The organism is Acinetobacter parvus DSM 16617 = CIP 108168, from assembly GCF_000368025.1.
In the GTDB taxonomy this organism is placed as follows: domain Bacteria; phylum Pseudomonadota; class Gammaproteobacteria; order Pseudomonadales; family Moraxellaceae; genus Acinetobacter; species Acinetobacter parvus.
Genome location: NZ_KB849210.1, coordinates 173,119 through 197,905, shown reverse-complemented (window position 1 = coordinate 197,905; position 24,787 = coordinate 173,119). Strand labels below are relative to the sequence as shown.

Sequence of the window (24,787 nt, the reverse complement as noted above, 5' to 3'; positions counted from 1 at the left end):
AAGGTAAATGCTTCATGAAAGCAGTCTATGCTACTTTCAATTGAGAGAGGAGAAGTTCTAATGAAAAAAATGATGATGATTGTGAGTGTTGGCCTAATGTCAACCACATTGTTTGTGGGTTGCCAAAATGTAAGTCCAGAAAATAAGCGTATTGGTTCGGCTGCCATTGGGGGTGGTGCAGGTGGTGCTGTCGGAAAAGGTCTAGGCGGTAATATTGGCGCTGGACTGGGTGCGGCGATTGGTGCGGGTGTTGCTGCCAATGCAAAAGGTGCAAATAGTAAAAACACCAGAAACAGTGCGATTGGTGCTGGTGTGGGTGCGGCTCTGGGTGGTGCAGTTCTGGGTGGAGAGGCTGGTGCTGCGGTAGGTGGCGCACTGGGCGGTAGTGCTGGCGCAGCTTATGGTGAGAAAAAAGGCAAATACTAAATACTAGAATTTAGAAGTACGCCAAGTATTGTTTAAAAATTAGGAAGAAGCCCTTGTCTAGGATAAGGGCTTCTTTTCGTCATTTAAAGCGTCAACTTAATGATGATAAAAATGGAAAGTCGTTACAAAACATTAATCGATTTGGACATTCTAATAACACAATCAGATCAAATTCCCCATAAAAGAAGATTATGCTTTTTATTAGAACCAACAGGAGTGAGTATAGTCATGAAAAAAACAATGGGTTTAGTTTCTACTTTGATGTTATCGGCGGTGATGTTTACAGGCTGCCAGAATATGAGTGCGTCTGACCAGCGTATTGGTGCGGCGGCACTGGGTGGTGCTGTTGGTGGTGGTGTAGGTAACCATGTCGGTGGTAGTCTTGGTGCAGGTGTCGGTGCGGCAGCGGGCGCAGGTGTCGGTGCAAACGCCAAGGGTGGCAGCAGCAACTCAACCACAAGTAGTGCAATTGGCGCAGGTATTGGTTCTGTGATTGGTAAATCAATCTTTGGTGGTGATTCTGGGGCTGCGATTGGTGGCGCAATCGGTGGTGGTGCTGGTGCAGCCATTCAGGAGAAGAAAAGATAATTTCTCAGATTCAAAAATGCCTGCAAAACCTTGCAGGCATTTTTATATGCGTAAAATTAAGCACTGGCTTTGGGCTTTTTCAGACGGATATACAGAACCTTTTCAACCTCTGCAATTCGTGTTCCCGCATCATCCACAACGTTCAATGTATAGTTTCGAAACACAGGTTCATGATTTTCAGCCAGTTGCTTAATTTCCGCAATTTCAGTGGCACTGAGCTGTATATCCGCATAGACGGTGCTGCGACCTGGTGACAGGAAATTAATCGAGGCACTTTTATCCCACACAATGTATTTATGGCCTAAATGGTGCATCAGGATCAGCATATAAAATGGATCAACCATTGAGTATAAACTTCCACCAAAATGTGTCCCAACAATGTTACGGTTTTTTCGGGTGAGCGGCATTTTGACACGGATGTGGTAATTGTCCATATCAATGGTTTCAATTGTGATTCCTGCACCACGGTAAGGTGAGTAGTGGTTGATCATAAATTTACAAACCACAGGAATGGTTCGAATTTTTTTGAAAATGTCTTTCATGGTCAATTTTTTTTCTTGCAACTCTATTCATAGTCCATAAGTATCATTTTTATTGTATCGGTGGCAATGGCTTTTTTATGACCATGCCGACTGAAAAAATGGGAAAGAATTATGCAAGCACAAGTAAAAACCGTCACCACTTCTGATCAGCAAACACTTTGTGTCAAGACATGGGGTGATGAGAAAAACACACCATTGGTGCTGGTACATGGCTATCCAGACAATCAGGAAGTATGGGAACCGATTATTGAGAAGTTGGTAAATGACTATTTTGTCGTGACCTACGATGTTCGTGGTGCAGGGTTATCTTCCATTCCTAAACGCATCAAGCATTATCGTTTGCCACGTTTGTCACTGGATTTGCAGGAAGTGGTTGATCAGGTTCTGCCAAACCGTAATTTCCATATGGCAGCGCATGACTGGGGTTCTATACAGTCGTGGGAATCGGCAACTGAGCCAAAATTAAAGGGTCGCTTATTATCCTATACTACCATTTCGGGACCTTGCCTGGATCACGCCTCTCTGTATCTACGTGAGAAATTTAAGTCCGCTCCAAGCAATGTCTTGAAGATGCTGACTAAATCATGGTACATCGGCGCATTCCATTTACCATTGCTTGCACCAACAGCATGGACATTCTTTAGTCCAGAGAAATGGGGCAAGATTTTAAGTGGTCTGGAGAAAAAACAGGATCTACCATTAAATGCCAATATTGTGGCGGATGGTAAATATGGAATCAATCTGTACCGTGCCAACTTTATTCCATCCCTGACCCAGCCACGCCAGCGTTATGCACAGTGTCCTGTGCAGGCAATTGTATTGAAGCGGGATGCTTTCGTAAGCCCTGAATACATTACGGAATCCATGCCAAAATGGGTTGAGGAATTTGAATATGTTGAGCTGGATGCGAATCACTGGGCGGTACTGAGTCAGCCAGAAAAAATTGCCGATTATATTCGCCAATTTATCGTGAAAAATGCATAAATAAAAATCAACTGACGGCAATCGCGGAATTTAAACTCTGGTAGAATGGCGCCCTCGTTTCATTTAGTTCAAAGTTATGTTCGCGATTATTGCAGCGGTTGCTGTTATGTTCGGCCTATCCCTGGGGCGGGTTCCAGTTGTTTTTGCACTTGTAATTGGAGCTTTAACGGGAGGTTTGTTGGCAGGTCTGGGGGTACAGGGTACGTTAGATGCATTTAATAATGGTCTAGGCGGCGGTGCTCAGATCGCACTTGCTTATGGGGTGCTCGGTGCTTTCGCTTTGGCGCTTGCCCGTTCTGGCTTACCTGATTTACTTGCCTATAAATTGGTTAAAAGTCTAAAAAATGATGCAGATAATCGTACCCAGAAGAAAATGAAATTTCTCATTTTTCTTACAGTTGGTGCGGCTGCGGTGGCATCGCAAAATGTCATTCCAGTACATATTGCGTTCATTCCTGTCCTGATACCACCATTATTGATTGTTTTCAACCATCTACGCCTGGATCGTAGAGCGATTGCGTGTGTGCTGACGTTCGGTTTGGTCGCAACGTACATGTTTTTGCCAATGGGGTTTGGTGCGATCTTCCTGAATGATATTTTGGGACACAACATTAACCATTTTGGTCAAAGCTACGGCTTTCATATCAGCAATGATCAAATTCCGCGAGCAATGCTGATCCCTGTATCAGGAATGTTCCTGGGGATGTTAACAGCGGTTTTTATCAGCTACCGTAAACCGCGAGATTATGAGGACAAGGCCTTGCATAATGTTGCACGTAGTATCGTGGGTGAAATGACCCAGGAGCAGCAAGCACCCCAGATTGCAAAGTTCACGTTATTCATGGCTGCATTTGCCATTCTTGCAACGATTGTCGTACAGCTCTATTCAGATTCAATGATTGTCGCGGGCTTGGTCGGTGTGGCAATCCTGAGTTGTGCTGGAATCTTTAAATGGAAAGAAGCCGATGATGTGATTGTGACAGGTATGCGTATGATGGCACTGGTTGGTTTTACCATGATTGCTGCACAAGGTTTTGCTGCGGTCATTGAAGCAACCAATCAGGTTCCTGAGCTTGTGAAAGCAACAGCAGGCTGGATTGGGGACAGTAAGGCCCTGGCTGCCTTTGTCATGCTCTTGGTTGGTCTTTTGATCACACTTGGTATCGGTTCTTCATTTTCTACCGTACCGATCCTGGCTATCATGTATGTGCCATTATGTTTGCAGTTTGGTTTTAGTCCGATGGCAACGATCGCAATTATTGGGACTGCCGCCGCACTGGGTGATGCGGGTTCTCCAGCCTCTGATTCGACTTTGGGACCAACCGCTGGTTTGGGTGTTGATGGTCAACATGATCACATTTGGGATACTGTTGTGCCAACATTTATACACTTTAATATCCCACTGCTTATTTTTGGCTGGATTGCTGCAATGGTTTTATAAAAAATTAAAACAATGTTTAGGCTCTATTTTAGAGCCTTTTTTATTGATGGAGGCCAAATTAAAAGCTGAACAGCAAATCTGCCAGAATATTGGACTGAATGATGTTGATATAAAACTGGCAACCATCTATCAGATTATCCTGCTGCATTGCCAATGGGCGGGCGGGATGCAGAAAAGGACAAGCAGTTCCAGTGGTTAAAGCAGCGTAACTCCTATGGGGCCAATACACCATGCCTGAAACGTGCCTATGCACAGCAACAGTTGCAGCTTGACCAGTTGTTGCAGGATCGCGTAGTTGAGTCATGGGCCATTTTAATGGCGTGCGCGTATAAAAAATTTAGTCATAAGCATTGAAAAATCATAGAAATACTCCATTCATAAATCATTCTAAATTTAAGCCTCACAAATAAGGAGTGATTTATGAGTGAACAAGCCTCAAAAAATTATAGTTTCCAAGCTGAAGTTGCTCAGTTATTGCATTTGGTGACGCATTCCCTCTATTCCAATCCTGAAATTTTCCTACGTGAATTGATTTCCAATGCATCAGATGCCTGCGATAAGCTGCGTTTTGAGGGGATCAACCATCCTGAATATTATGAAAATGATCCAGACCTGCATGTTCGTGTCATTCTGGATAAAGACAACAAGACCTTGACCATTTCAGATAACGGTATTGGTTTAAGCCAGCAGGAAGCGATTGACAACCTTGGTACCATTGCAAAATCAGGCACCAAGGACTTTATGTCCAAACTGACAGGTGACCAGAAAGCCGATGCACAGTTAATTGGTCAGTTTGGTGTGGGTTTCTATTCAGGCTTTATTGTTGCCGATAAAATCACGGTGGAGTCCCGTCGTGCGGGGCTGGATGCGGCCGAGGGTGTGCGCTGGATCAGTGGTGGTACAGGCGAGTTTGAAGTTCAGCAAATTCATAAAGCGAGCCGTGGTAGCGACATCATTCTGCATTTACGTGATGATGCGCTGGAATATCTTGAGTCGTGGAAAGTTAAACAGATCATCAATAAATATTCAGACCATATTAGTCTGCCAATTGAAATGCAAAAAGAGGTTTGGCAAGAGGAAGAGGTTGCCGAGGGTGAGGAGCCTAAAGGCGGCCAAATGGTGAAGACGGATGAATGGGAAGCGATTAACTCAGCAAGTGCGTTATGGACACGTAATAAGAGTGAAATCACTGATGAGCAATACATCGAGTTTTATAAAAACCTGAGCCATGATTTTGCAGAGCCTTTGGCATGGGCGCATAACCGTGTTGAGGGCAGCACCGAATATACCCAGTTGCTGTATATCCCAAGTCAGGCGAAGCAGGACTTGTTCACGCGTGAGGCAAAGGCGGGCATCAAGCTCTATGTTAAACGTGTATTCATCATGGATGAAGCAGACAACCTGATTCCAAACTACTTGCGTTTCGTTCAGGGCGTGGTGGACAGTGCCGATTTACCGCTGAATGTCAGCCGTGAATTGTTACAAGAAAGCCGTGATGTCAAAACCATTCGTGAGGGCAATGCTCGCCGTGTTCTAACCTTATTGGATGGCCTGGCAAAATCGGAAGATGAGAAAGATCAGGAAAAATTCAAGACCTTCTACACTGAATTTGGTTCAGTGTTAAAAGAAGGTCTGGGTGAAGATATGGCTAACCGTGAGCGTATCTTAAAGCTGTTACGTTATGCGACATCGACCAATGATGAAATCTCAACCTCTTTGGCTGACTATAAAGCCCGCATGAAAGAGGGGCAGAAAGCCATTTATTATGTGACAGCAGATAACTTAACCGCCGCGAAAAATTCACCACAGCTTGAAGTGTTCAAGAAAAAAGGCATCGAAGTGTTACTCATGGCAGACCGTGTCGATGAGTGGGCAATGAATTTTGTCTTTGAGTTTGATGGGACACCATTACAGAACGTGTCTAAAGGTGCGGTGGATTTAGGTGATCTACAGGATGCGGATGAGAAAAAGGCGCTTGAGGAAGCGGCTGAACAGTTTAAACCTGTGGTGGAGCGTTTAAGCACTTCATTGAAGGACAAAACCAAGGAAGTCCGTGTGACCACCCGTTTGGTTGACTCACCTGCATGTTTGGTCACCAGTGAGGGTGAACTCTCTCCACAGTTGATCCGTATGCTGAAACAGGCAGGTCAGGCGGTTCCTGAAAGCAAGCCAACGCTGGAAATTAACCCTGAACATCCATTGGTGAAAAAACTGGAAAACTCAGCACAGTTTGATGACCTTGCCAATGTGATTTTTGATCAGGCGGTGATTGCCGAGGGCGGCTTGCCAGAAGACCCTGCGGCTTATGTCAAACGCATCAATAGCCTACTATTGAAGTAGTTTTATCTCATCTGATAGCAAAAAAACCTCTAAATGATTAGAGGTTTTTTGCTATGGATAAACTTAAAGTTATCCACAAGAGCGCTGTTAATTTCATCAAAATAAACTTTCAAATCGAACAAATGTACTCATGTAATGGCTTCGATCTTCACGGTGGTCGTTAAAATAATTGAGATCTCCTTGTACATAGAACCATTCGCGCCAAAGAGGTTGTCGCCAAGATACAAAAGGTCCCCAACTATTTAGACGTAAATCGTTGTTATCGTAATAGCCACCCGTGTAAATACCGTACTTAAAACTATTGTGTGCAAAAAATTGGTGTTGGCGGAATGTACGGTTGTCCCATCTTAAATCATCATCTTGTGTATCAGCATAGGTCAAACTGAGCTGATTTGATAAAAAAGGTTGGTTTGGGCGTGCGTGAATCAGTTCTAAATTTGTTCGAAGATAGTTTTCACTTTTACTGCCATAGCGATAGATTTGTTCAGCATTGAAATTAAAGTCATGATCTAAATCCCAATATTTTTTTGCTCTCAAACGTAAATAAACATCATCACCAGAGCGAATACCGATATCTGCATCGGTATCAAATGGTAGTCGTTTGGAGAAATTTGAAAAACGTAGCGCAATAGAGCCGTTGTTATCTCGTGCCTGTTTGGAATCTAGCCTTTTGCTGGTGTCCTGATTCGGTTGATTGTTGATATTGGCAATATTGTTGTCAAACTCATCGTCCAGCGTATCATCACCGAAGACCAGACTCAGGCGTTTCTCCAGAGTTGGGAGCTTGATCTTCCCACGAATACGGGGTTTCACCTCGTAATTGTCATATTCATTCCAGTAATTATCGAGCATAAAGCGGATGGTGGCGGAAGCAGGCTTTTCTGGATCTATCTCCCCAAACCAGTCATCAATCTTAACTGAGGTGCGGTCAGTCCATTCGCGGATAGTGCGCTGTTTGCGATCAATCCATGTTCTGTCTTCCGTTTCCTCCGTTGGCGGCACAATCGGCTGATTGGACTGTTCAGGAAAAACAGTTGGGGTCGCATCCACCCATTTTGGAATATAGTCCAGAAAATTTTCAGATGTCGCCGCTTCTGTCTGTGGAGGTTGGGGCTGCGGTGGATTCTGTGGCTCAGTGTTTGAAGCCGCATAGACCATGCTGGCTGAACCTAAAGAGCACGCCATAAAGCTATAAAATAGAGGTCGTGACACTGTTTTTGGGAAAATCATCATAATGCAGGGTTATATATTGTTCTTACCCCCATTCTTGATGATTTACTGAATAAAATCAAGTGATAGACACAAAAAGTAGTCATATCAACAAAGCTTGTTGACACTTGGTTGGAGGATATTTCAGAGGTAGATAGTGAACAGGTCAATCAGTGGAAAATAAGGGCTTGCAATAAAAGTCCATCATCTCCAGCCACAACTGGAATGTTGTAGGAAAAAATGATGGACTAAGGGGTAAAATTTAGGATGGTTTTAAGATGATTCTGAGGCCGCACTGCTTTCCAGTGCCTGATAAAGGTCATGTACAGAAATGGGTTGTGGCAGGCGGCTAATCACCTGACGGATCAGTTGCCAGGTATATCCCTCGGCACGGTCCAGCAATAGGTATGGATAGGCCTGGTCTTCACTGGATAGCCTAACGCGTTCCGAACCGTGAATGATGCGGATTTTCTGGCGTTCCCTTAACAGGATAACAGGGGTTAGGAACGTTGCCGCAGTTTCCTCGAATGGAATGAATTTCTGAGTATTGATAAATGATACAGGGATATAAGGATATACCCGCTGGTCGCGCTGCCAGACCAGAGTACCATTCATGACACATTCATTAAACAGGGTTTCATGCTGGTGGTAATGCTGCTTGAAATTTGTCCAGCTGGTCTGATGGATGGAGCTGGTTGTGGTGTGACGCTGGTCGGTATAGGCCTGTAGGATGGTGGTCGCATATTCAATGTTGTGTGTACCCACGAGCACCACATAATGCGAGAACTGGCCCTGTGCATACAACTGCTCTGCAATAAAAACCTGTGCAGATTCCCAGATTGGCTGTGCGTCATTCTCTGCCTTGAGATAGAGCCAGTCGATTTTAATGTTCTGGTAAATGTCATTGTGCAGATCAACACGGTAAAGCGAAGGGAATGTACGTGCGTCAACACGTTCCAGACGACAGAGCAAACCATCCAGATTAAAGTCTTTCAGTGCAATTGGCTTGGCCTTGTTCAGGTTTGCTACGGGGCGTACATTCTGTTTAAAACCAGATTTGGCGCGTGTGGCGGTCGCCGTGGATGCAACAGGTTGTATTTTTTCCTGAATAAGTGCTTCCAGTTGAATCTGAAAGTTCGCTGTTTCCTCTCTCATTATAGATAGCGCATCCTTATGAGCTGCCTGACCTGAAAGGCCATCTGCCGAATTCTGTTGCATGGGTTCCAGAACAGGGATGAGGTGGTCAAGCTCATCATCTGTTTTTACATAGTCGCTGGCATGGCGCTGTAGCCATTTTAACGCATCCTGAGATGAGTTCATCCACGGGCTTTTAAGGAAAGACAGGGCAGGGCGAATCACCCACACTTGCCAGTGCTGTGCCTGACGTAAGGCGGCCCAGCCCATGTCCCCAGAAGCAAACAGGGCATTTTCAACGCGCCCCATAAAGTTAAAGGTGCCACGATAGGTCATGGTGTAGCCATAATCTGCGAGTTCTTCTGCGGAAAAATCTTCATTCTGGATAAATTGTTTGAACGGGATCAACTGGTCCTGAAAGGCAGGGTCATCACAAGATGCACAAATGTCTTTAATACGTTGTTTTGATTTTGCAATTTCAAAAAGCGAAGTTTTATTGTCATTGAGCCTATCAATGAGAGTTTTGAGCTCATCAACCAAAAGAGCTTTCTCTAATACGTCCATCAATAGTTTCCTTAGAGATAGGCTTGAGCCTGTTTTAAATAGTGAAGCAGTACAATATTGACAGCAATCCCTAACAGTCTGTATTCAGTTGTAGTCGTTGAAGTATGCTGTTTCGCCCACGTTACAAGCTGTTCAATGCATATTTGTTCTGGTGGGGTCCGACCTTTAATGAGGGCTTGTAACGCTTGCATTTCCATAACAAAAGAATGTCACTTTATGACGATTATAGAAGAAAACAATGCAAAATCCATAGCCTATGAGTTAGTAAAAAATCTCATTTAGCTATTCCAAATAGAGAAATTGTTCATGGTTTAGCTTTGAAAATAAAAACATTTTAAAAGTATGCATCGGTTAATTAGATCATAAAACTAAATTTTATCTGTAAATTTATGGCTGAGTTGTGACTAGCCGCACATATCTGCTGGTGAAAAGCCGAGCAAACAGGACCGCTGAAAAAATGACGGAATGATGACCCTGGATAAAAGGTGGTTTTTCGATGATAAAAGTTTGATATAAAAAGGAATTATACAGGCCTGTATATGAGTGGGTAAGCTTCGGACTGATGTTGAAGCTTACCCAATGACCAGCATTATTGAGGCTTGATTTCGCAACTTTCATCATTACATTGCGCAGCAGCATCCTGCTCAATTTCTGTTATTGCCGACTGCGCCTGTTGCAGCGCCTGCAAGAAAATCTCACGTGGCTGTGCACCAGAAAGTGTGAGTTTCTGGTCAAACACGAAAAACGGTACCCCTGTGATATTGAGCTGTTCGCGGGCAATTTTTTCATCGTGACGAACGAAATCGGTCAATTCATCTGAATCAAGCACATACTCGACTTCGGCATTGTCCAAACCAATCCGTGAGGCAATTTCCTCAACCACCTCACGCTCACCAATCGCCAAGCCCTCAGTCATGTAGGCATGGAAAAAGGCCTCTTCTGCCTCATTGCCCAGACCCTTGCTCTGTGCCAGATGGATGATGCGGTGGGCATTGAAGCTGTTGCCCGAGTTGGCTTTCTGCCATTGAAAATCAATGCCTTCAGTAGCCGCCATTGCAGCTACATGACGTTGCATCTCCTCCATTTCGGCATAGCTTCGGCCATATTTTCTGGCTAGGCGCTCAGTATTGGAGCCCTCATGTTTTGCAGGTGCGTTTGGGTCAAGTTCATAACTGTGCCAATGCACCTCCAGTTCAATACCTGCCTCTGCCGCCACATGTTCAAGACGTTTTTTACCGATATAACAAAAAGGACAGACCACATCTGACCAAATATCCACACGCATGGAATATCTCTACAATTTCAGTTAATTTGATAATAGGGGCGTAACTACGAAATTTAAAGCAATGAAAATGTAATGCTCCGTTACGAGAAATGAAATAAAAATCAATTAACAGTCTATGTTTGATTGATTAAACTTAAATTCAGAACATAAAAAATATAAATATACTTGGAGGCTGTATGCGCCGTTTTTTATTCTTGCTTGGGCTTGTGGTGATCTGTATCGGTTCTTTTCTTCTCTATCAACATCAATTACAGCAACGTGCTGCTGACAGTAAACAGATGTTTGAAGTGGTGATGGCTGAGAAAATGCGTGAGTTATATGATCAAGCGCAGGATTGGAGCAAGCCTATACAACTCAATGTGCATGATGATCGTTTATCTGGTGATTATAAGTTGATGTCCGAATTTCTACTTAGTTATTGGATGCAAAATGTTGAGGCAAGAAACGCTTATTTAAGGCAACTCAAAGCAGCAAATTGGGATACTTTTTTAGATGTCGAACGTTTAGATCAAGACCGTCAAAAAGGTTATCGTGAGACTGAAAAAATGCTTCATGATGTTCGAAAAATCTCGACTGAATACGGAATAAACAGACAGAAAATACAGGCAGATTCACTTGAACAAGCAAAAAATCTTGCCATTCATAATGAAATGAGAAAATCCTTACAAGAAAAATTGCAAAATAACCTGAAAACAGACAAGGAGCATGACATTTTTCCGATTGAACAACAAGTTATTGAGAAAGCACAAGCGATGTTTGATATGTTAAAAACTTACCCTTGGCAAAGAGAAGATAACAAGATTCTTTTTAAGGAAACAGCACAAGTCAAAAAATTTAATGCACTTTATCAAGATGTGCTCAGCTTAAATCAGAAGATGGATAAAATTAAGCAAAACAATGTTGAAGTATTAGATCAAGAATTATAATTTCGTGATGCAATGGTGCCTTGTATACATCATTGCATGACTGAGTGCGAGCTTAAGCTTAATCAAAGATCTTTTCTGCGGCTTGGAAAGGTAGACTCACCACATCAATTGCCAAGGCAAATGGCAGCAGCACCAGTTTTTCGAAAGGGTTCATGCCTGATTTGGATGTGTAGCTTTCCTCTTTCTGGGTATAAATGGTGACCTGATAAGGCTTGCTTAAGGCTTTTAATGAGGTGAGGTTGTTTGCGGCAGGGTAGACTACACCCGCCAGCTTAATATCGAAGCAGAAGCGTTGAGCCTGCATGCGTTCATCACTGGAGGAAGAACATTCCTTGGCGCCATTTTCAATAAAAAACTCCAGATCTTTTTTGCTTAAATCCTCTTTAAGTTTTACATAGGAAAGAGGCAAGGTGCCCGAAAAATTGCCATCGTTCTTTTCAGAATAGAAACTGAGGTCGCGTGTGATCTGAATATTTTTAGGATCAAGCTTGCTAATCAAGGTCAGAAACTGGGAGCCGCCCTGTGTGAGGATATAGCTATTCTTTTGCCCTGCAATCACAATACTGTCTCTGGGTAAATTCAAAGCTGCCTGTGCAGGCCGTCCGAAAGCCACCACATTGTCTTCAACCAAAGTGACTCTAGTGGTTCGATTATAGGTTTTACCATCTTTCGTGATCAGGGTTCTGGTGGCACAGCCTGTGAAGATTAAAGTCGATAGCGCAACTAAAAAAGACGTTGTTATTATTCCTTTCATATCATTGTTCCTAAGTCGTCGCTTCCACTGTACCATGATCTAAAAAGGATTTTAATAGATGATGTGAGCGCTGTAGTTTGGTTAATTGTTCACTGACTTGCTCAAGCTCTTGTTCTATTTTTGCCTGTGCGACTGGACATAATGTGAACTTTTGTTTACCTAAGTCAAAACAAGGTAGTAATAGTTTAATATCTTTAAGATTCATTCCTGCATCATTTAATATTTTTATTTTGTTGATATTATTAATATTTTCTTGAGTATACTCTCTGTAATGATTCGCTGCCCGTTTGGGTATAATTAATCCTAATTCTTCATAATAACGTAACATGCGAGGACTCACCTTTGTGAGTTCAGCAACTTTAGCAAGATTCATTAAATTTCTCTTGACCTTAACAGTGCTGTCATAGTTTATATTTTTAACTCAAAATCAACAAGTCGAGATCATTATGAATTTTGAGCAAAAGAAAGCTGTAATCAGAAGATATTTCCAATATATTGATAACAGAGATTCAAGAATATTAGACCTTTATACGGAAGATGTGGAGTTACTTTTCCCAAAGTTTGGGCGTCATTATGGTAAAGAAGCGATGATACTCTTTGCTGAGCGAATGACAAAAATGCTTAACCAGTTACAACATGACATAGAAAATCTTGTATTTTTAGATGCAGGTGAAAAAGTCGTAGTTGAAGGTCGGGAGTGGGGCGAAATGGCTGATGGCACTCCATTTCCTGATGGAAAAGTCTCACAGGGTTTATTTTGTAATATTTTTGAGTTTAGGGATCAGCTTATTAGTTCGGTACACATATATGCTGATCCAGACCTCCCAAGTCTTGACCATGTAAGAATCAAAGCTTTAGCTTTAACCTCAAGTTAATATATTTCTGTGTAAAGTCCTCGTTAAAGCGAGGATTTTATCAAGCAAATATACCCATATTTACAAAGATCAAACATGTCCCATTGCAGATATGGATTTTATCTTTGGTTCAAATTTTTAATCATGGTCACCGTTTATCTGAGCCATACTGAATAAAACAGCGCTTTGTTGTAGCCTATTCATAGGTGCTTTTATTTAACTCACTATTTTCTTATGGATGAGAGATATTTGGAGCAAACGATGAACTTTCTAAAACGATCTGCCTTTATTGTCCTATTTGCTGTGATGGGTTTTCCCACTGTTCAGGCAGAAGAAGTGACCACATTGCCAACGATTCGCGTTATGGCTGAATCTGAGTTACGTGAGGAAGTGGGTCCTGTTCCATTTCAGGAAGACATGAAAGTGCGTCAGGCTTTGCAACACCGTATATATAAGACCCACAGTGATATGCAGAATGAGACCATAAAAGAAAGTACAGCCACTGTTGATTATCAGCCGAAAGCAGCCGATCCTGACCCATCTCAAATTCCGTTGCAATTACAACCCTATAATATTTTTGCCGTGGCGGAAGGTTTTCAGTCGTCAGACCCAACCAATGGGCTGTTTAAAATGTTGCAACCTTTTAATATTACTCGTGACAATGTCGATGGCATTCGTGATGGAACAATAAAAATTAATTTTGATGAGGTTCTGAGATTGCAGCAGCAAATTCGGGATGAGTTAAAAAGTCAAAATCAATTTCTTATGCGCTAAAGATTTTGAATTGTTGTTGGGAAAACCCCCACATATATAATGCGGGGGTAGCCTTTTATTGTTTTAGATAACGTTCAAAAATCCTAGAGAAATCATAATTTTCTATTTGTTTTCTGCGCTCTGTAAACTTGTTTTCAACCTGGATTGTGGTTTGTGAAATAATATCTGGCAAGTTTAGCAAAACCTGTTCTGATAATTCACGTAAGGAAAACATATTATTTACAGCTTGCTGAGTGATCACCAAAGAATTCATTTGTCTTTCAATTTCTTTGCATGCTTCGCCAATACTAAATAGGGCTTTATATAGATCACGGACTTTTTCAATTTGTGATTTTTCAATATCAATTGAATAACTTGCACCACCGAGTTGGAATTTGATTTCGACGTCCCGATCAATTGTACCTGCTGTTTCTAGAAGTACCCGACTGATTTGATTGTGTTTATAGGGATAACGATAAAGGGTACGTTTTTTACTGACAGCACTGGTTCCATCTAAATGTATAAAGGCAGTATTGGTAAAGCAATACTCATCCGTTTTTGCCTTGATCAAGAAGAAAATCTTTTCATTGTCTTCATGGAAAATATAGTCATCAATATCAGTTTTATCATAATCTTGCGGTTCAATAATCTTACCGATATCACTGGTTCCCATTAAATCTGCTGCCATATTTTTAAACATTGTTAGAGCCTTATCGTTTATTGGAGTTAGGATCATAATTGGCGAAGTATTGTTCTGTCTAGATTGAGTTTTTCATTAGGTGATATTTACCGTTTATCAGAGCTCTACTGAATCAAGCAAAATTTTGCTGTAGTCTTAATAAGTTGAATAGGCATTAAAATCGTGCTGAATATTAAAATTTAATAAACTAAAGAAATTACATTTTGAGAGAATCTTGAATAAATTTAATATTTTAATAAAAGAGAGAGGAGTTTTGCTTCTTTTTCTTATGGGACTGGCTTGGTTAACATTACCATCGAAATGTAGTTCGGAAAGTTGTGCTTATACAGCAATTTTAGCTGGGTTATTTACCTTTGGTTTGATGATTATTGTAGGAGTATTCCTTTTAAATTCTTGGTATAGATTAGTTAAAGAAGAAAATGAAAATAACGCGACAATCAAAGATTTTTTGATTTTGGTTTTAATATCTATCATTTATCTGGCGCAATGGTTTTTAATGCCATAAAAAATCCTCGCCGAAGCGAGGATTTTTGCTTATCAAAAGAGTGTATTAAACACGTTCGATAATAGTCGCGATACCTTGACCAAGACCGATACACATCGTCGCAAGACCGATTTGAGTATCTTGTTGTTCCATCACGTTTAACAATGTTGTTGTGATACGTGCACCCGAACAGCCCAATGGGTGACCCAATGCAATCGCACCACCATTCAAGTTGATGATGTCTTGTTTGTCATAGACGCCTAAGCCTTTCATGACTGATAAGCCTTGAGCAGCAAATGCTTCGTTTAATTCGATAGTTTGGATATCCGCCATCGTTAAACCAGCACGTTTAAGCGCTTTTTGAGTTGCTGGAACTGGACCGTAACCCATGATTGCAGCATCACATCCTGCAATTGCCATAGAACGAATCACAGCACGTGGTTTTAAACCAAGCGCTTGAGCACGTTCAGCAGACATAACTAACATTGCAGAAGCACCGTCAGAAAGAGCAGAAGAAGTTGCTGCTGTTACTGAACCACCTTTAGGATCGAAAACTGGTTTTAACGCTTTGAATGCTTCAAGGTTTGCATCAGCACGAATCACTTCATCGATGTCGCAAAGGATTTTGAAACCATTTGCATCATGACCTTCAACACCAACGATTTCGTTTTTAAAACGACCTTCTTGTGTTGCAGCCCAAGCACGACGGTGAGATTCAACACCGAAGGCATCTTGTTCTTCACGAGAGATACCGTTCATACGACCTAACATTTCAGCCGTTAAGCCCATCATGTTCGATGCTTTCGCATAGTGTTTAGATGCTTCAGGGTTCAGGTCGATGCCGTGCATCATACCGACGTGACCCATATGCTCTACACCACCGATGATGAAGATGTCACCTTGATTGGTTGCAATCTGTGCAGCAGCCGTGTGGATTGCTTGCATAGAAGAACCACACAAACGGTTAACCGTTTGACCGCCAGCAGTCTTTGGAATATCAGCCAATAAACCAATATTACGAGCAATGTTCATACCTTGCTCTAAAGTTTGGTTTACACAGCCCCAAATGATGTCTTCAACTTCGTTGGTATCAAATTGGTTACGAGCAACAAGTGCACGTACTAATTCAGCAGATAAACTGTCGGCACGTACATTGCGGAACATGCCGTTACGTGATTTGCCCATGGCAGAACGAACGCCATCGACAATCACAACGTCACGTGGATTTAAAGTAGCCATTCACGTCGCTCCTTAACCGTAGAATTTTTTGTTGTTAGCAGCCATGTCACGCAACATTTGTGGCGCTTCATAAGCTTTACCTAAATGTGCATATTTGTCGCAAAGCGCAACGTATTCAGCAACACCTGTTTGGTCGATGTAACGGCATGGACCACCACGGAATGGAGGGAAACCTACACCCATGATCATCGCCATATCTGCTTCAGAAGCAGTTGCAACGATGTTGTCTTCTAAGCAACGAACTGTTTCGTTACAGAAAGCAAGCATCATACGGTCAATGATTTCTTGTGGATCAAATTCGCGTTTTTCAGATGTTGCCACAGATGCCACAAGCTCGTATGCAGTTGGATCAACCACTTTGACTTTTTTGCCTTTGCGATCCAATTCATATTTGTAGAAACCTACGTCATTTTTTTGACCAAGACGTTTGTTTTCGTACATGACTTGGATTGAGCCTTTAAAGTCTGGCTTCATGCGGTCAGGGAAACCTTCTGCCATCACTTCTGCACCATGAACGCCCGTGTCGATACCGACAACGTCAATTAAGTATGCAGGGCCCATTGGCCAGCCGAATTTTTCCATGACTTTGTCGACTTGCTGGAAGTCTGCGCCATCTTTCAGTAATAAGTCGAATGCACCAAAGTAAGGGAACAATACGCGGTTCACTAAGAAACCTGGGCAGTCATTCACTACGATTGGTGTTTTACCCATTTTCTGAGCAAGAACCACAGTGGTCGCAATTGCTTCAGGTGAAGTTTTTTCACCACGAATAACTTCAACCAATGGCATCATGTGTACTGGGTTGAAGAAGTGCATACCAACGAAGTTTTCAGGACGTTGTAATGCTTTCGCAAGGCGTGTAATTGAGATTGTAGATGTGTTAGATGCAATGATCGTGTTTTCACGAACATGCTTTTCTGTATCTGCAAGTACGATTTCTTTAACTTTAGGGTTTTCAGTTACCGCTTCGATCACGATATCTACTTCTTTAAACTCGTCATAGCTTAAAGTTGGGCGGATACGTGCCAAAGTTTCACCCATTTCGGCAGGTGTCATTTTTTTACGTTCAACTTGCTTGGTCAGCAATTTGATTGCTTCAGACATCCCCAATGCTAATTGTGGGTTGCCGATGTCTTTCATGATAATTGGTGTGCCTTTGCTTGCCGCTTGGTAAGCAATACCACCGCCCATGATACCCGCGCCGAGTACAGCCGCTTGGTTCACAGGATGTGCACCTTTTTCATATTTTTTCGAGGTCTTTTTCACTACTTGGTCGTTGATAAACAAACCAATCAACGCACCTGCTTGAGGCGTTACAGCAGCTTTAGCAAAGCCTTCAGCTTCTGCTTTGAGCGCGTCATTACGTGGCAAGTTTGCACCTGCTTGTAATGAGTCAAGCAATAACTTAGGAGCAGGGTATTGTGCAGGGTTTGCTTTAGCTAATACCGCACCTTTCGCCGTGTTGAACGCCATCATTTGTTCAAGTGGGTTCAATTTTACAGGGTCTAATTTTTCTTGGCGTTTTGCTTTCCAGTCCAAACGACCCGCAAGTGCTTGTTTAACTAAGTCAACAGCAGCTTCTTGAAGTTTGTCAGCAGCGACGACTGCATCTACAGCGCCGTCTTTGAGTGCAGCATCAGGGCGTTTAGGGTTCGCCATTGCCATCCACTCAACAGCATTGTCGATACCAATTAAACGGCTTAAACGTACACTACCACCAAAACCAGGATAGATACCGAGTTTGATTTCTGGTAAGCCAACCTGTGCCTGCTCTGACATGACACGATAGTCACATACCAGACACATTTCAAAACCGCCACCCAATGCTGTGCCGTTGATTGCAGCAACTTTAGGGATGTCTAAATCTTCAAAGCTGTTGAAGATTTCATGGACAGGCATAAGCCAGTCAACAATCGCCTGTTCACCTGCAGCGAAGTTGTCGCCAAATTCAGTGATGTCTGCACCCACGATAAATGTTGATTTACCAGAGGTAACAACTAAGCCTTTAATGTCGTTATTGGCTTTAACTGCAGCAATCGCTGCCTGGAAGTCTTCGATGGTTGCACGGTTAAATTTATTAACCGACTCACCTTGTAGGTCAAAGCGGAATTCTGCAATTCCGTCCGCAAGCATTTGGACGGTAATGGCATTGCCAGCGTGGATCATGCCTGATCTCCTTGTTGTGGAGGATTCTAAGTTGATGTCATAAAGCTTATGCGCCTGGAAAGGCGCAAAAATGCTTCGCTAATCTTACGATAACTATATCCAAAAAGAACATAACAAGTTGTATCAAGCCGTGACGCGAGGGTCATCAATTTGTTGTAACTCATCGATTGTGTGAATCAGCTAGGCCATAAAAATGGGATAACAGTGTATTCCACTTTCTTCAAAGATGGGTTTGGATAGAGGATAAATATCGTTTTTGTTCGATTTAAGTAAGGAAAATTGGTGTTTAAGTACTTAAATTTGGTAAAATAGTCGGCTTATTTTTTGTGTGCGATTTGGAAAATTTGCGATCAAATTGGCATTGGGTTTTCATCTGGGCAGATAGAGTAAGTTATGATTAAGTGGATCATATTAGCGATATTTATCATTTCTGCGTTGTATATTCAGCGCCGTGGTAAAGTGAAACATTCGTTTTATCGTCAGTTTTTTGACCATTCAACCATTCTGGCACCCATTAATTTTTTAATGTACCTCTTTTCCAGAGTGCCAAACCAGCCGTATATCGATACCCAGTATTTTAAGGATTTAAAGATTCTTGATGAAAACTGGGAAATGATTCGGGATGAGGCCAAGGCCCTATATGACAAGGGTGGCATTAAGGCATCCAGCAGCTATGATGACTTGGGTTTTAATTCTTTCTTTAAAACAGGCTGGAAACGTTTTTATCTGAAATGGTATGACTCGGCACATCCATCTGCGGCTGAACTCTGCCCGAAAACAACGGCTTTATTAAAGACATTACCTAGCATTAAGGCGGCAATGTTTACCGAGCTTGCACCAGATAGCCGTTTAGTTCGCCATCGTGATCCTTATGCGGGTTCATTGCGTTACCATTTAGGTTTGATTACACCAAATGATGATCGCTGTTTTATTGATGTTGATGGGGAGCGTTATTCATGGCGTGATGGTGAAAGTGTGGTGTTCGATGAAACCTATATTCACTATGCGGAAAATACCACTGACCAGAATCGTATTATCTTTTTCGCTGATGTGGAACGTCCATTAAAAACCCGTTTTATGCAAAAGTTTAACCACTGGTTTGGAAAAAGTGTCATGACCGCAGCTAGTTCACCTAATGAGGCAGGCGATCAAACAGGTGGCTTAAATAAAGTCTTTGGTTATGTTTATCAAATTCGTATCAAGGCCAAAGCGTTAAAGGCTAAAAATCGTCAGCTTTACTATTTCCTGAAATGGTTCATCATGTTAGGGCTATTTTTCTTAATTTTTATTCGACCTTATGTATTTTAAGTCTGAATGAGATCAACGCCCGAAAGGGCGTTTTTTTATAACGATGATTTAGTTATTTATTTGTTTATAAATGTTGGCAAAAACAAATTCAGTTGAGTACTCAAGATTATATTGAATCTTATCCAACCCAAAATCTGTCACATGTAAATGAACTAGCCTGTGATTTCTTTAATGGGTCTGCATTTAATAGCGCTGAACAAGCATTGAGTCGAGTCTTTAAATGATAGGTGTTATTTGAGTTATTGAATTGATGGATTTTAGCTCAATTGACTTGAAATTGATGTATGCAGACTACATCATCGAAAGCATTACTGATGATGAAAGTCTGCTGTGAATCCAAACGCGCGTGAACATATTGAAAAAATCCTGACTCATATGACTCAATTGCCTGGTGTTTATAAAATGCTCGGCAAAGATGGAGAATTACTGTATGTCGGAAAAGCCAAAAACTTAAAGAATCGTGTATCCAGCTATTTTGTTAAAACCATTGAACATCCCAAAACACAGGCATTGGTTGCCCGTATCTATGATATTGAGACATTGGTTGTCCGTTCTGAAACTGAAGCGCTACTGCTTGAACAAAATCTGATTAAATTACATCGTCCGCCATACAATATTATGCTGCGCGATGATAAATCCTATGTCTATATCTTCGTCTCGGCAGACAAGCCCTATCCCCGCATTGCCAGTGGGCGTGGCAAGGGCAAGCATCAGGTCGGCAAGTTTTTTGGGCCTTATCCCAGTGCTTATAGCGCTAGAGATACGCTACTTGTATTACAAAAATTATTTAATGTGCGCCAATGTGAAAATAGTTATTTTTCACAACGTAAACGTCCTTGTTTACAGTATCAGATTAAACGTTGTACAGCGCCTTGTGTCGGTCTGATTAGCCCTCAGGACTATAAGGAAGATGTCGATAATTCAATTCGTTTTTTACAGGGTGATACCAAAGAACTCAATCAAGAGCTGATTGGAAAAATGGAACAGGCCGCCGAAGCACTGGAATTTGAAAAAGCGGTGTTCTATCGGGACCGTTTGGCCTTGCTACGTGAGGTTCAGGCACAGCAGGCGGTATTTAAGATCAAGGGTGAGGCCGATATTTTGGCGATTGCCCATCAGGCAGGCGTAACCTGCGTCCAGATCATGTATGTGCGGAATGGGCGTATGCTGGGCGGAAAAAGTTATTTTCCTGATATGTTGGGAGATGACCTGGGCCAGATGCTTACTGATTTTATGGCCAACTTCTATTTTCAGGTGGCGGATGAGGTGCCAACTGAGTTGATTGTAAATGTAGATATTCCCGACCAAAAACAATTAGAAGAAGCATTACAACAAACCTTCAATAAGAAAGTTCAAATCAAACATAAAGTGCGTGAAACGCGGGCAGAATGGCAAGAGCTGGCACAAATGAATGTGCAGCATGCCATTAAAGGTAAACTCAGCAACCATTTGGAATTGAACGAGCGTTTTCATCAACTTGAACAAGTGGTTGGTCGTCCCATTGACCGAATTGAATGCTTTGATATCAGTCATACTATGGGTGAAGCACCGATTGCTTCTTGTGTGGTGTTTGATCAGGGCGGTGCGAGAAAGCGCGATTATCGCCAGTTTGCGATTCAGGATATTACGGGCGGGGATGATTATGCGGCGATGCGTCAGGCACTGATCCGTCGCTATAAAAAGAATATGTTGCCTGATCTGCTCCTGATTGATGGCGGTAAGGGGCAACTGCATATGGCCATGGAGGTGATGCAGGAACTCCAGCTCGATGCTTTTATGATTGGTGTTTCTAAAGGTGAGGGACGTAAACCGGGATTAGAAACGCTGCATTTTACCGATGGGACAAAAATTCAATTACCCGAAGACCATAAAGCTTTACACCTCATCCAACAAGTGCGAGATGAAGCGCATCGTTTCGCCATTACCAAACATCGAGCTAAGCGTGATAAACGCCGTAGTAGTTCAGTTTTGGAAGCTATTCCTGGGCTAGGGCCAAAACGCCGTCGTGATCTACTCACTCATTTTGGTGGGATTCAGGGTGTTTTAAAAGCTTCAGAAAAAGAGTTGATGCTGGTGCCAGGCCTAGGAGAAGTGATGGCAGGGACAATTTATAAAATTCTGCATGAATAATTTGACCGATTGGCTCAATCTCTCAATGACTGATGCGTCAATAATCATTCACAAACAGGGAAAAACATTTAAAGATAAGATGGTTTGACAATTAAGGAAAGATAATGTCATTGCTTCCGCTGTATCAACAGGTTGAACATCAAGAGTGGATTGATATTCCCTCAGGATGGTTACAAGGTCGCACCGTATTTGGCGGTTTAGTTGCAGGATTATTAATCCAAAAGGCGCAGAGCGTGGTTCATGATACAACAAAGCAGTTATTGAGTTGTAATGTGACCTTTGTTGGTCCTGTGCAAGAAGGGCAGGCTAAACTCACGGCGGAAGTGTTGCGAGAGGGTAAATCGGTTACAACTTTAGAAGTGCGGTTATGGCAAGCAGATACTGTACAAAGTATTTTAATAGCAAGTTTTGGTTCGCAGCGTGAATCTCGGATTCATGTGCAAAATCTACCACAAGTTCCTGATTATCCACTGCCAGCACAGTTGGAAAAAACAGCTTATATTGAAGGCTTAATGCCACAATGTTTTCAACAGTTTGAACTATGTTGGGCTGAAGGGTATTATCCAATGGCTGGCAGCAAAGTGCCTGACTTTGGTGGATGGTGTCGTTTTATACCTCAGTTGCATCCAAATCGCGAAATGAAACTAGCCGATCTATTTGGATTGATGGATGTGTGGCCACCTGGTGTGTTGCCCATGTTTAAAACCCCTGCACCTGCAAGTTCATTAACATGGCAAATTACCTATTTGCAGCCGATTGCTCATCAAGTACAGGACTGGTTCAAATACAAAGTAGTGACTGAATATGCTGAACATGGTTATTCAACCGAGTATGCTTATCTTTGGGATGATGAAAATCGACTGATTGCGGTACTTCGACAAACAGTTGCCGTTTTTGCCTAGTCGACACTGCCGTGCATTTCGTATAAAGTTGCTTACACATGGATACAATCTCGGCACATCCTTTGTGCGACATGCATATTTGATGCGAACAACATGGCGGTGTTTATGAGCACAGGGCGAATCCTGAACATTCCTAATATTTTAACTTTGGCGCGTATTGCCCTTATTCCCGTGTTTCTGGCAATTGCCTATTGGCCGCCTGCCATTGGGATTGCTGAGCATCATGGGGGAATGATGCGACATCTGATATTGACTGCAATCTTTGTTCTTGCAGCAGTGACAGATTGGTTCGATGGGTATTTAGCTCGGACTTTGAATCAGACTTCTGCTTTCGGGCGTTTCCTTGATCCTGTTGCTGATAAGCTGATGGTTGCGGCGGCATTGATCGTACTGGTGCAATGGCAACCGACCATTTCAATGGCTTTTGCGGCGATTGTGATTATTTCCCGTGAAATTACTGTTTCAGCATTGCGTGAATGGATGGCTGAATTGGGTGCACGTACCAGTGTGGCAGTTTCTACGGTAGGAAAGTACAAAACAGCATTTCAAATGATTGCGATTAGTGTGTTTCTGCTCAACTGGAAACCACTGGAAATGTGGGCCTATGCCTTGCTTTATGCGGCAGTGATTTTGACGTTGTGGTCGATGTTTATTTATATGAAAGCAGCATGGCCTTATCTGAAACAGCCCTAACTATTTTTCTGTATTGCCATATAAATTAAGGCCTTTCTTTTGAAAGGCTTTTTTATATCTGCTCATAAAAAAACAGGCAAGAAAAAAGCCCATAACAACAATGAGCTTAGTTCTCTAACTCTAAGGAAAAGTCATGCTCTTTTGGGGAGAGTATGCTGAAGAACAGAATCATCATATGAGAATTTTTTGTTATTTACAACGCATAAAAATGTAAATGTTTTTTAATATTCTCAGGTTTAATTTCCCTGACTTTCAGAAAGGGTGGCAAATTTATGCTCAATCTGTGCGGCATTGCCTTGCAAGATTTCAATCAGTTTTTGAATATTTAGAAAGTGAAAACGGTTCTTTGAGGCAAGCAAAGTCAATGCAATGGGTGCTTCTTTGTTTGAGAAACGAATTGGCACTGAAAGGCCACAAATCATTGGGTCAATCTCACCCTGTGATAAATAGAAGCCCTGTTTCTTGATTTTTCGCATTTGCTGCATGAATTCATCGAGACTATGGGCAAAGCCTACCTGAGCAAGTTCCTGAGTAAACTGGTGATAATAAGCTTGAATCTGTTGCTTGGAGAGATGAGCAATCACAATTTTGGGTGAAGCACCTACATAAACAGGGCGTGGACAACCCCTGCCGTATGAGATGAGTTCTGCTTCTTTAAAAGTTTCATGATGCAGGTCGATGCAATAGTCATGGTTCAGGTAGGTCAGCAGGCAGCATAGTTCGGTACGTTCCACGATATCCCGCATAAAGGGGATGCTGATTTGCACCAATGGGTCGGTACTGTGTGAAATATAATCCAGAACCGCAATTTTAGAACCTAAAGTGTAGTCACCTGATGTACCACTGATCCGCTTTAGCATATCAGTTGACACCAGTTCCTTGAGGTAACGGTAGGCGGTTGGTTTGGAAAGACCGAGCTCATCACAAATGATATCGACATTGATAATCGGGCGTGAAACTGAAAACAAGTCCAGCACGGTGAGAATTTTACCAAAACTCGAAATTGCCATGATGAGAAATCTACTCCTTAAAATAACCTTAAAACCGAACTTTTATTGCTTTATAACAGAAAAATTTAAGGTCGGATATGGACTTTTGGACTTGATCGGCAGGCAAGATTAAATTAATGCCGCTGCTGAGAAAATAATGGTGTTTTAAAAGTATTATTCTAAATTAAATATGTAAATTATCAAATGGCGATAATTTATCTTGACTAATGCGCTGGGTTTTGAAAAAATTGTCAGTGCAATGTCTTTATTGGATAATTATTTTTAGGCTCATGCTGCAAAAGCTCCAATCATTGTGCATCACTCCAAATCATCAGTTCTCACCTTGTCAAAGCAATCTGGTTGTTTCCAGGTTGGC

The 24,787-nt window shown here is 42.1% G+C and carries 24 protein-coding genes and 1 pseudogene; 14 read left to right on the top strand and 11 right to left on the bottom strand.

Features of this window, described 5'->3' with window-relative positions; translation table 11 throughout:
• Nucleotides 1-60: 60 nt before the first annotated feature.
• The gene (locus F988_RS01610; RefSeq protein WP_004680734.1) at nt 61-426 is read left to right on the top strand and encodes a hypothetical protein; all 366 of its coding nucleotides are present in this window, start codon (nt 61-63) and stop codon (nt 424-426) included.
• A gap of 228 nt (nt 427-654) precedes the next feature.
• Nucleotides 655-1,014 (top strand): YMGG-like glycine zipper-containing protein, encoded by a 360-nt coding sequence (locus F988_RS01605; RefSeq protein WP_004680733.1) that lies wholly within the window; start codon nt 655-657, stop codon nt 1,012-1,014.
• A 56-nt stretch (nt 1,015-1,070) separates the two neighbouring features.
• On the opposite strand, the gene F988_RS01600 is transcribed toward F988_RS01605, so the two are convergent.
• Nucleotides 1,071-1,577: a DUF4442 domain-containing protein gene (locus F988_RS01600; RefSeq protein ID WP_010589263.1), complete on the bottom strand. Its 507-nt coding sequence runs from the start codon at nt 1,575-1,577 to the stop codon at nt 1,071-1,073.
• 90 nt (nt 1,578-1,667) lie between these two features.
• Between F988_RS01600 and F988_RS01595 the strand changes: the two genes are divergently transcribed.
• The 4 genes and pseudogenes from F988_RS01595 (at nt 1,668) to htpG (ending at nt 6,321) form a co-directional block, all read left to right on the top strand.
• On the top strand, nt 1,668-2,540 hold the full coding sequence (locus tag F988_RS01595; RefSeq protein WP_004674351.1) for an alpha/beta fold hydrolase: 873 nt from the start codon (nt 1,668-1,670) through the stop codon (nt 2,538-2,540).
• A gap of 76 nt (nt 2,541-2,616) precedes the next feature.
• Nucleotides 2,617-3,981 carry a Na+/H+ antiporter family protein gene (locus F988_RS01590; protein ID WP_004680731.1) on the top strand — a complete coding sequence of 455 codons (1,365 nt, stop codon included), beginning with the start codon at nt 2,617-2,619 and terminating at the stop codon, nt 3,979-3,981.
• 46 nt (nt 3,982-4,027) lie between these two features.
• Nucleotides 4,028-4,297: pseudogene (locus F988_RS01585) on the top strand (lysozyme inhibitor LprI family protein).
• 104 nt (nt 4,298-4,401) lie between these two features.
• On the top strand, nt 4,402-6,321 hold the full coding sequence (gene htpG, locus F988_RS01580; protein ID WP_004680729.1) for a molecular chaperone HtpG: 1,920 nt from the start codon (nt 4,402-4,404) through the stop codon (nt 6,319-6,321).
• A gap of 96 nt (nt 6,322-6,417) precedes the next feature.
• Here the strand turns inward: htpG and F988_RS01575 are convergent, their stop codons facing one another.
• The 4 genes from F988_RS01575 to F988_RS01560 all read right to left on the bottom strand — a co-directional run bounded on the left by F988_RS01575 (nt 6,418) and on the right by F988_RS01560 (nt 10,513).
• On the bottom strand, nt 6,418-7,479 hold the full coding sequence (locus F988_RS01575) for a hypothetical protein (RefSeq protein WP_004680728.1): 1,062 nt from the start codon (nt 7,477-7,479) through the stop codon (nt 6,418-6,420).
• 324 nt (nt 7,480-7,803) lie between these two features.
• A complete protein-coding gene (locus tag F988_RS01570) occupies nt 7,804-9,228 on the bottom strand; it encodes a hypothetical protein (protein ID WP_004680727.1) in 1,425 nt (474 codons plus the stop codon).
• Nucleotides 9,229-9,239: 11 nt separating this feature from the next.
• Nucleotides 9,240-9,425: a hypothetical protein gene (locus F988_RS01565; RefSeq protein ID WP_004680726.1), complete on the bottom strand. Its 186-nt coding sequence runs from the start codon at nt 9,423-9,425 to the stop codon at nt 9,240-9,242.
• Nucleotides 9,426-9,817: 392 nt separating this feature from the next.
• Nucleotides 9,818-10,513, bottom strand: a complete 696-nt coding sequence (locus F988_RS01560) for a DsbA family oxidoreductase (RefSeq protein WP_004680725.1) — start codon at nt 10,511-10,513, stop codon at nt 9,818-9,820.
• Between the two features lie 176 nt (nt 10,514-10,689).
• Between F988_RS01560 and F988_RS01555 the strand changes: the two genes are divergently transcribed.
• Nucleotides 10,690-11,439 carry a hypothetical protein gene (locus tag F988_RS01555; RefSeq protein WP_004680724.1) on the top strand — a complete coding sequence of 250 codons (750 nt, stop codon included), beginning with the start codon at nt 10,690-10,692 and terminating at the stop codon, nt 11,437-11,439.
• Nucleotides 11,440-11,497: 58 nt separating this feature from the next.
• Here F988_RS01555 and F988_RS01550 read toward each other — a convergent pair whose 3' ends face one another.
• Together F988_RS01550 and F988_RS01545 are read right to left on the bottom strand one after the other, a co-directional pair.
• Nucleotides 11,498-12,193 (bottom strand): YidX family protein, encoded by a 696-nt coding sequence (locus F988_RS01550; RefSeq protein WP_004680723.1) that lies wholly within the window; start codon nt 12,191-12,193, stop codon nt 11,498-11,500.
• A 10-nt stretch (nt 12,194-12,203) separates the two neighbouring features.
• Nucleotides 12,204-12,566, bottom strand: coding sequence for a MerR family transcriptional regulator (locus F988_RS01545; protein ID WP_004680722.1), 363 nt, complete (start codon nt 12,564-12,566; stop codon nt 12,204-12,206).
• 73 nt (nt 12,567-12,639) lie between these two features.
• Here F988_RS01545 and F988_RS01540 point away from each other — a divergent pair, with 73 nt between their 5' ends.
• Together F988_RS01540 and F988_RS01535 are read left to right on the top strand one after the other, a co-directional pair.
• Nucleotides 12,640-13,068, top strand: coding sequence for a nuclear transport factor 2 family protein (locus F988_RS01540; protein ID WP_004680721.1), 429 nt, complete (start codon nt 12,640-12,642; stop codon nt 13,066-13,068).
• Nucleotides 13,069-13,308: 240 nt separating this feature from the next.
• Nucleotides 13,309-13,821, top strand: coding sequence for a hypothetical protein (locus F988_RS01535; protein ID WP_004680720.1), 513 nt, complete (start codon nt 13,309-13,311; stop codon nt 13,819-13,821).
• A gap of 55 nt (nt 13,822-13,876) precedes the next feature.
• Here the strand turns inward: F988_RS01535 and F988_RS01530 are convergent, their stop codons facing one another.
• Entirely contained in the window at nt 13,877-14,500 is a 624-nt protein-coding gene (locus F988_RS01530) for a PH domain-containing protein (RefSeq protein WP_004680719.1), read from the bottom strand.
• A gap of 214 nt (nt 14,501-14,714) precedes the next feature.
• On the opposite strand from F988_RS01530, the gene F988_RS01525 reads away from it, so the two are divergent.
• Nucleotides 14,715-15,005 (top strand): hypothetical protein, encoded by a 291-nt coding sequence (locus F988_RS01525; RefSeq protein WP_228127118.1) that lies wholly within the window; start codon nt 14,715-14,717, stop codon nt 15,003-15,005.
• A gap of 45 nt (nt 15,006-15,050) precedes the next feature.
• On the opposite strand, the gene fadA is transcribed toward F988_RS01525, so the two are convergent.
• Nucleotides 15,051-16,223, bottom strand: a complete 1,173-nt coding sequence (gene fadA, locus F988_RS01520; protein ID WP_004680717.1) for an acetyl-CoA C-acyltransferase FadA — start codon at nt 16,221-16,223, stop codon at nt 15,051-15,053.
• Nucleotides 16,224-16,235: 12 nt separating this feature from the next.
• Nucleotides 16,236-18,389: a fatty acid oxidation complex subunit alpha FadB gene (gene fadB / locus F988_RS01515; protein ID WP_004680716.1), complete on the bottom strand. Its 2,154-nt coding sequence runs from the start codon at nt 18,387-18,389 to the stop codon at nt 16,236-16,238.
• Nucleotides 18,390-18,782: 393 nt separating this feature from the next.
• On the opposite strand from fadB, the gene lpxO reads away from it, so the two are divergent.
• The 4 genes from lpxO to pgsA all read left to right on the top strand — a co-directional run bounded on the left by lpxO (nt 18,783) and on the right by pgsA (nt 23,422).
• Nucleotides 18,783-19,697 carry a lipid A hydroxylase LpxO gene (lpxO, locus tag F988_RS01510; RefSeq protein WP_004680715.1) on the top strand — a complete coding sequence of 305 codons (915 nt, stop codon included), beginning with the start codon at nt 18,783-18,785 and terminating at the stop codon, nt 19,695-19,697.
• Between the two features lie 330 nt (nt 19,698-20,027).
• On the top strand, nt 20,028-21,827 hold the full coding sequence (gene uvrC, locus F988_RS01505) for an excinuclease ABC subunit UvrC (RefSeq protein ID WP_004680714.1): 1,800 nt from the start codon (nt 20,028-20,030) through the stop codon (nt 21,825-21,827).
• A gap of 104 nt (nt 21,828-21,931) precedes the next feature.
• The gene (locus tag F988_RS01500; protein ID WP_004674389.1) at nt 21,932-22,729 is read left to right on the top strand and encodes a thioesterase family protein; all 798 of its coding nucleotides are present in this window, start codon (nt 21,932-21,934) and stop codon (nt 22,727-22,729) included.
• Nucleotides 22,730-22,834: 105 nt separating this feature from the next.
• Nucleotides 22,835-23,422 (top strand): CDP-diacylglycerol--glycerol-3-phosphate 3-phosphatidyltransferase, encoded by a 588-nt coding sequence (pgsA, locus tag F988_RS01495; protein WP_004674390.1) that lies wholly within the window; start codon nt 22,835-22,837, stop codon nt 23,420-23,422.
• Between the two features lie 236 nt (nt 23,423-23,658).
• Here pgsA and F988_RS01490 read toward each other — a convergent pair whose 3' ends face one another.
• The gene (locus F988_RS01490) at nt 23,659-24,432 is read right to left on the bottom strand and encodes an IclR family transcriptional regulator (RefSeq protein WP_004680712.1); all 774 of its coding nucleotides are present in this window, start codon (nt 24,430-24,432) and stop codon (nt 23,659-23,661) included.
• Nucleotides 24,433-24,787 lie beyond the last annotated feature (355 nt).

Bases quoted from the DNA above. Each gene is read 5' to 3' on its own strand.
- pgsA (WP_004674390.1), top strand. From the start codon at position 22,835: ATGAGCACAGGGCGAATCCTGAACATTCCTAATATTTTAACTTTGGCG.
- htpG (WP_004680729.1), top strand. From the start codon at position 4,402: ATGAGTGAACAAGCCTCAAAAAATTATAGTTTCCAAGCTGAAGTTGCT.
- fadB (WP_004680716.1), bottom strand. From the start codon at position 18,389: ATGATCCACGCTGGCAATGCCATTACCGTCCAAATGCTTGCGGACGGA.
- F988_RS01605 (WP_004680733.1), top strand. From the start codon at position 655: ATGAAAAAAACAATGGGTTTAGTTTCTACTTTGATGTTATCGGCGGTG.
- F988_RS01555 (WP_004680724.1), top strand. From the start codon at position 10,690: ATGCGCCGTTTTTTATTCTTGCTTGGGCTTGTGGTGATCTGTATCGGT.
- F988_RS01590 (WP_004680731.1), top strand. From the start codon at position 2,617: ATGTTCGCGATTATTGCAGCGGTTGCTGTTATGTTCGGCCTATCCCTG.
- F988_RS01610 (WP_004680734.1), top strand. From the start codon at position 61: ATGAAAAAAATGATGATGATTGTGAGTGTTGGCCTAATGTCAACCACA.
- F988_RS01570 (WP_004680727.1), bottom strand. From the start codon at position 9,228: ATGGACGTATTAGAGAAAGCTCTTTTGGTTGATGAGCTCAAAACTCTC.
- F988_RS01595 (WP_004674351.1), top strand. From the start codon at position 1,668: ATGCAAGCACAAGTAAAAACCGTCACCACTTCTGATCAGCAAACACTT.
- F988_RS01575 (WP_004680728.1), bottom strand. From the start codon at position 7,479: ATGGTCTATGCGGCTTCAAACACTGAGCCACAGAATCCACCGCAGCCC.
- F988_RS01545 (WP_004680722.1), bottom strand. From the start codon at position 12,566: ATGAATCTTGCTAAAGTTGCTGAACTCACAAAGGTGAGTCCTCGCATG.
- F988_RS01560 (WP_004680725.1), bottom strand. From the start codon at position 10,513: ATGCGTGTGGATATTTGGTCAGATGTGGTCTGTCCTTTTTGTTATATC.
- F988_RS01565 (WP_004680726.1), bottom strand. From the start codon at position 9,425: ATGGAAATGCAAGCGTTACAAGCCCTCATTAAAGGTCGGACCCCACCA.
- lpxO (WP_004680715.1), top strand. From the start codon at position 18,783: ATGATTAAGTGGATCATATTAGCGATATTTATCATTTCTGCGTTGTAT.
- F988_RS01540 (WP_004680721.1), top strand. From the start codon at position 12,640: ATGAATTTTGAGCAAAAGAAAGCTGTAATCAGAAGATATTTCCAATAT.
- F988_RS01530 (WP_004680719.1), bottom strand. From the start codon at position 14,500: ATGTTTAAAAATATGGCAGCAGATTTAATGGGAACCAGTGATATCGGT.
- F988_RS01535 (WP_004680720.1), top strand. From the start codon at position 13,309: ATGAACTTTCTAAAACGATCTGCCTTTATTGTCCTATTTGCTGTGATG.
- F988_RS01490 (WP_004680712.1), bottom strand. From the start codon at position 24,432: ATGGCAATTTCGAGTTTTGGTAAAATTCTCACCGTGCTGGACTTGTTT.
- F988_RS01500 (WP_004674389.1), top strand. From the start codon at position 21,932: ATGTCATTGCTTCCGCTGTATCAACAGGTTGAACATCAAGAGTGGATT.
- fadA (WP_004680717.1), bottom strand. From the start codon at position 16,223: ATGGCTACTTTAAATCCACGTGACGTTGTGATTGTCGATGGCGTTCGT.
- F988_RS01550 (WP_004680723.1), bottom strand. From the start codon at position 12,193: ATGAAAGGAATAATAACAACGTCTTTTTTAGTTGCGCTATCGACTTTA.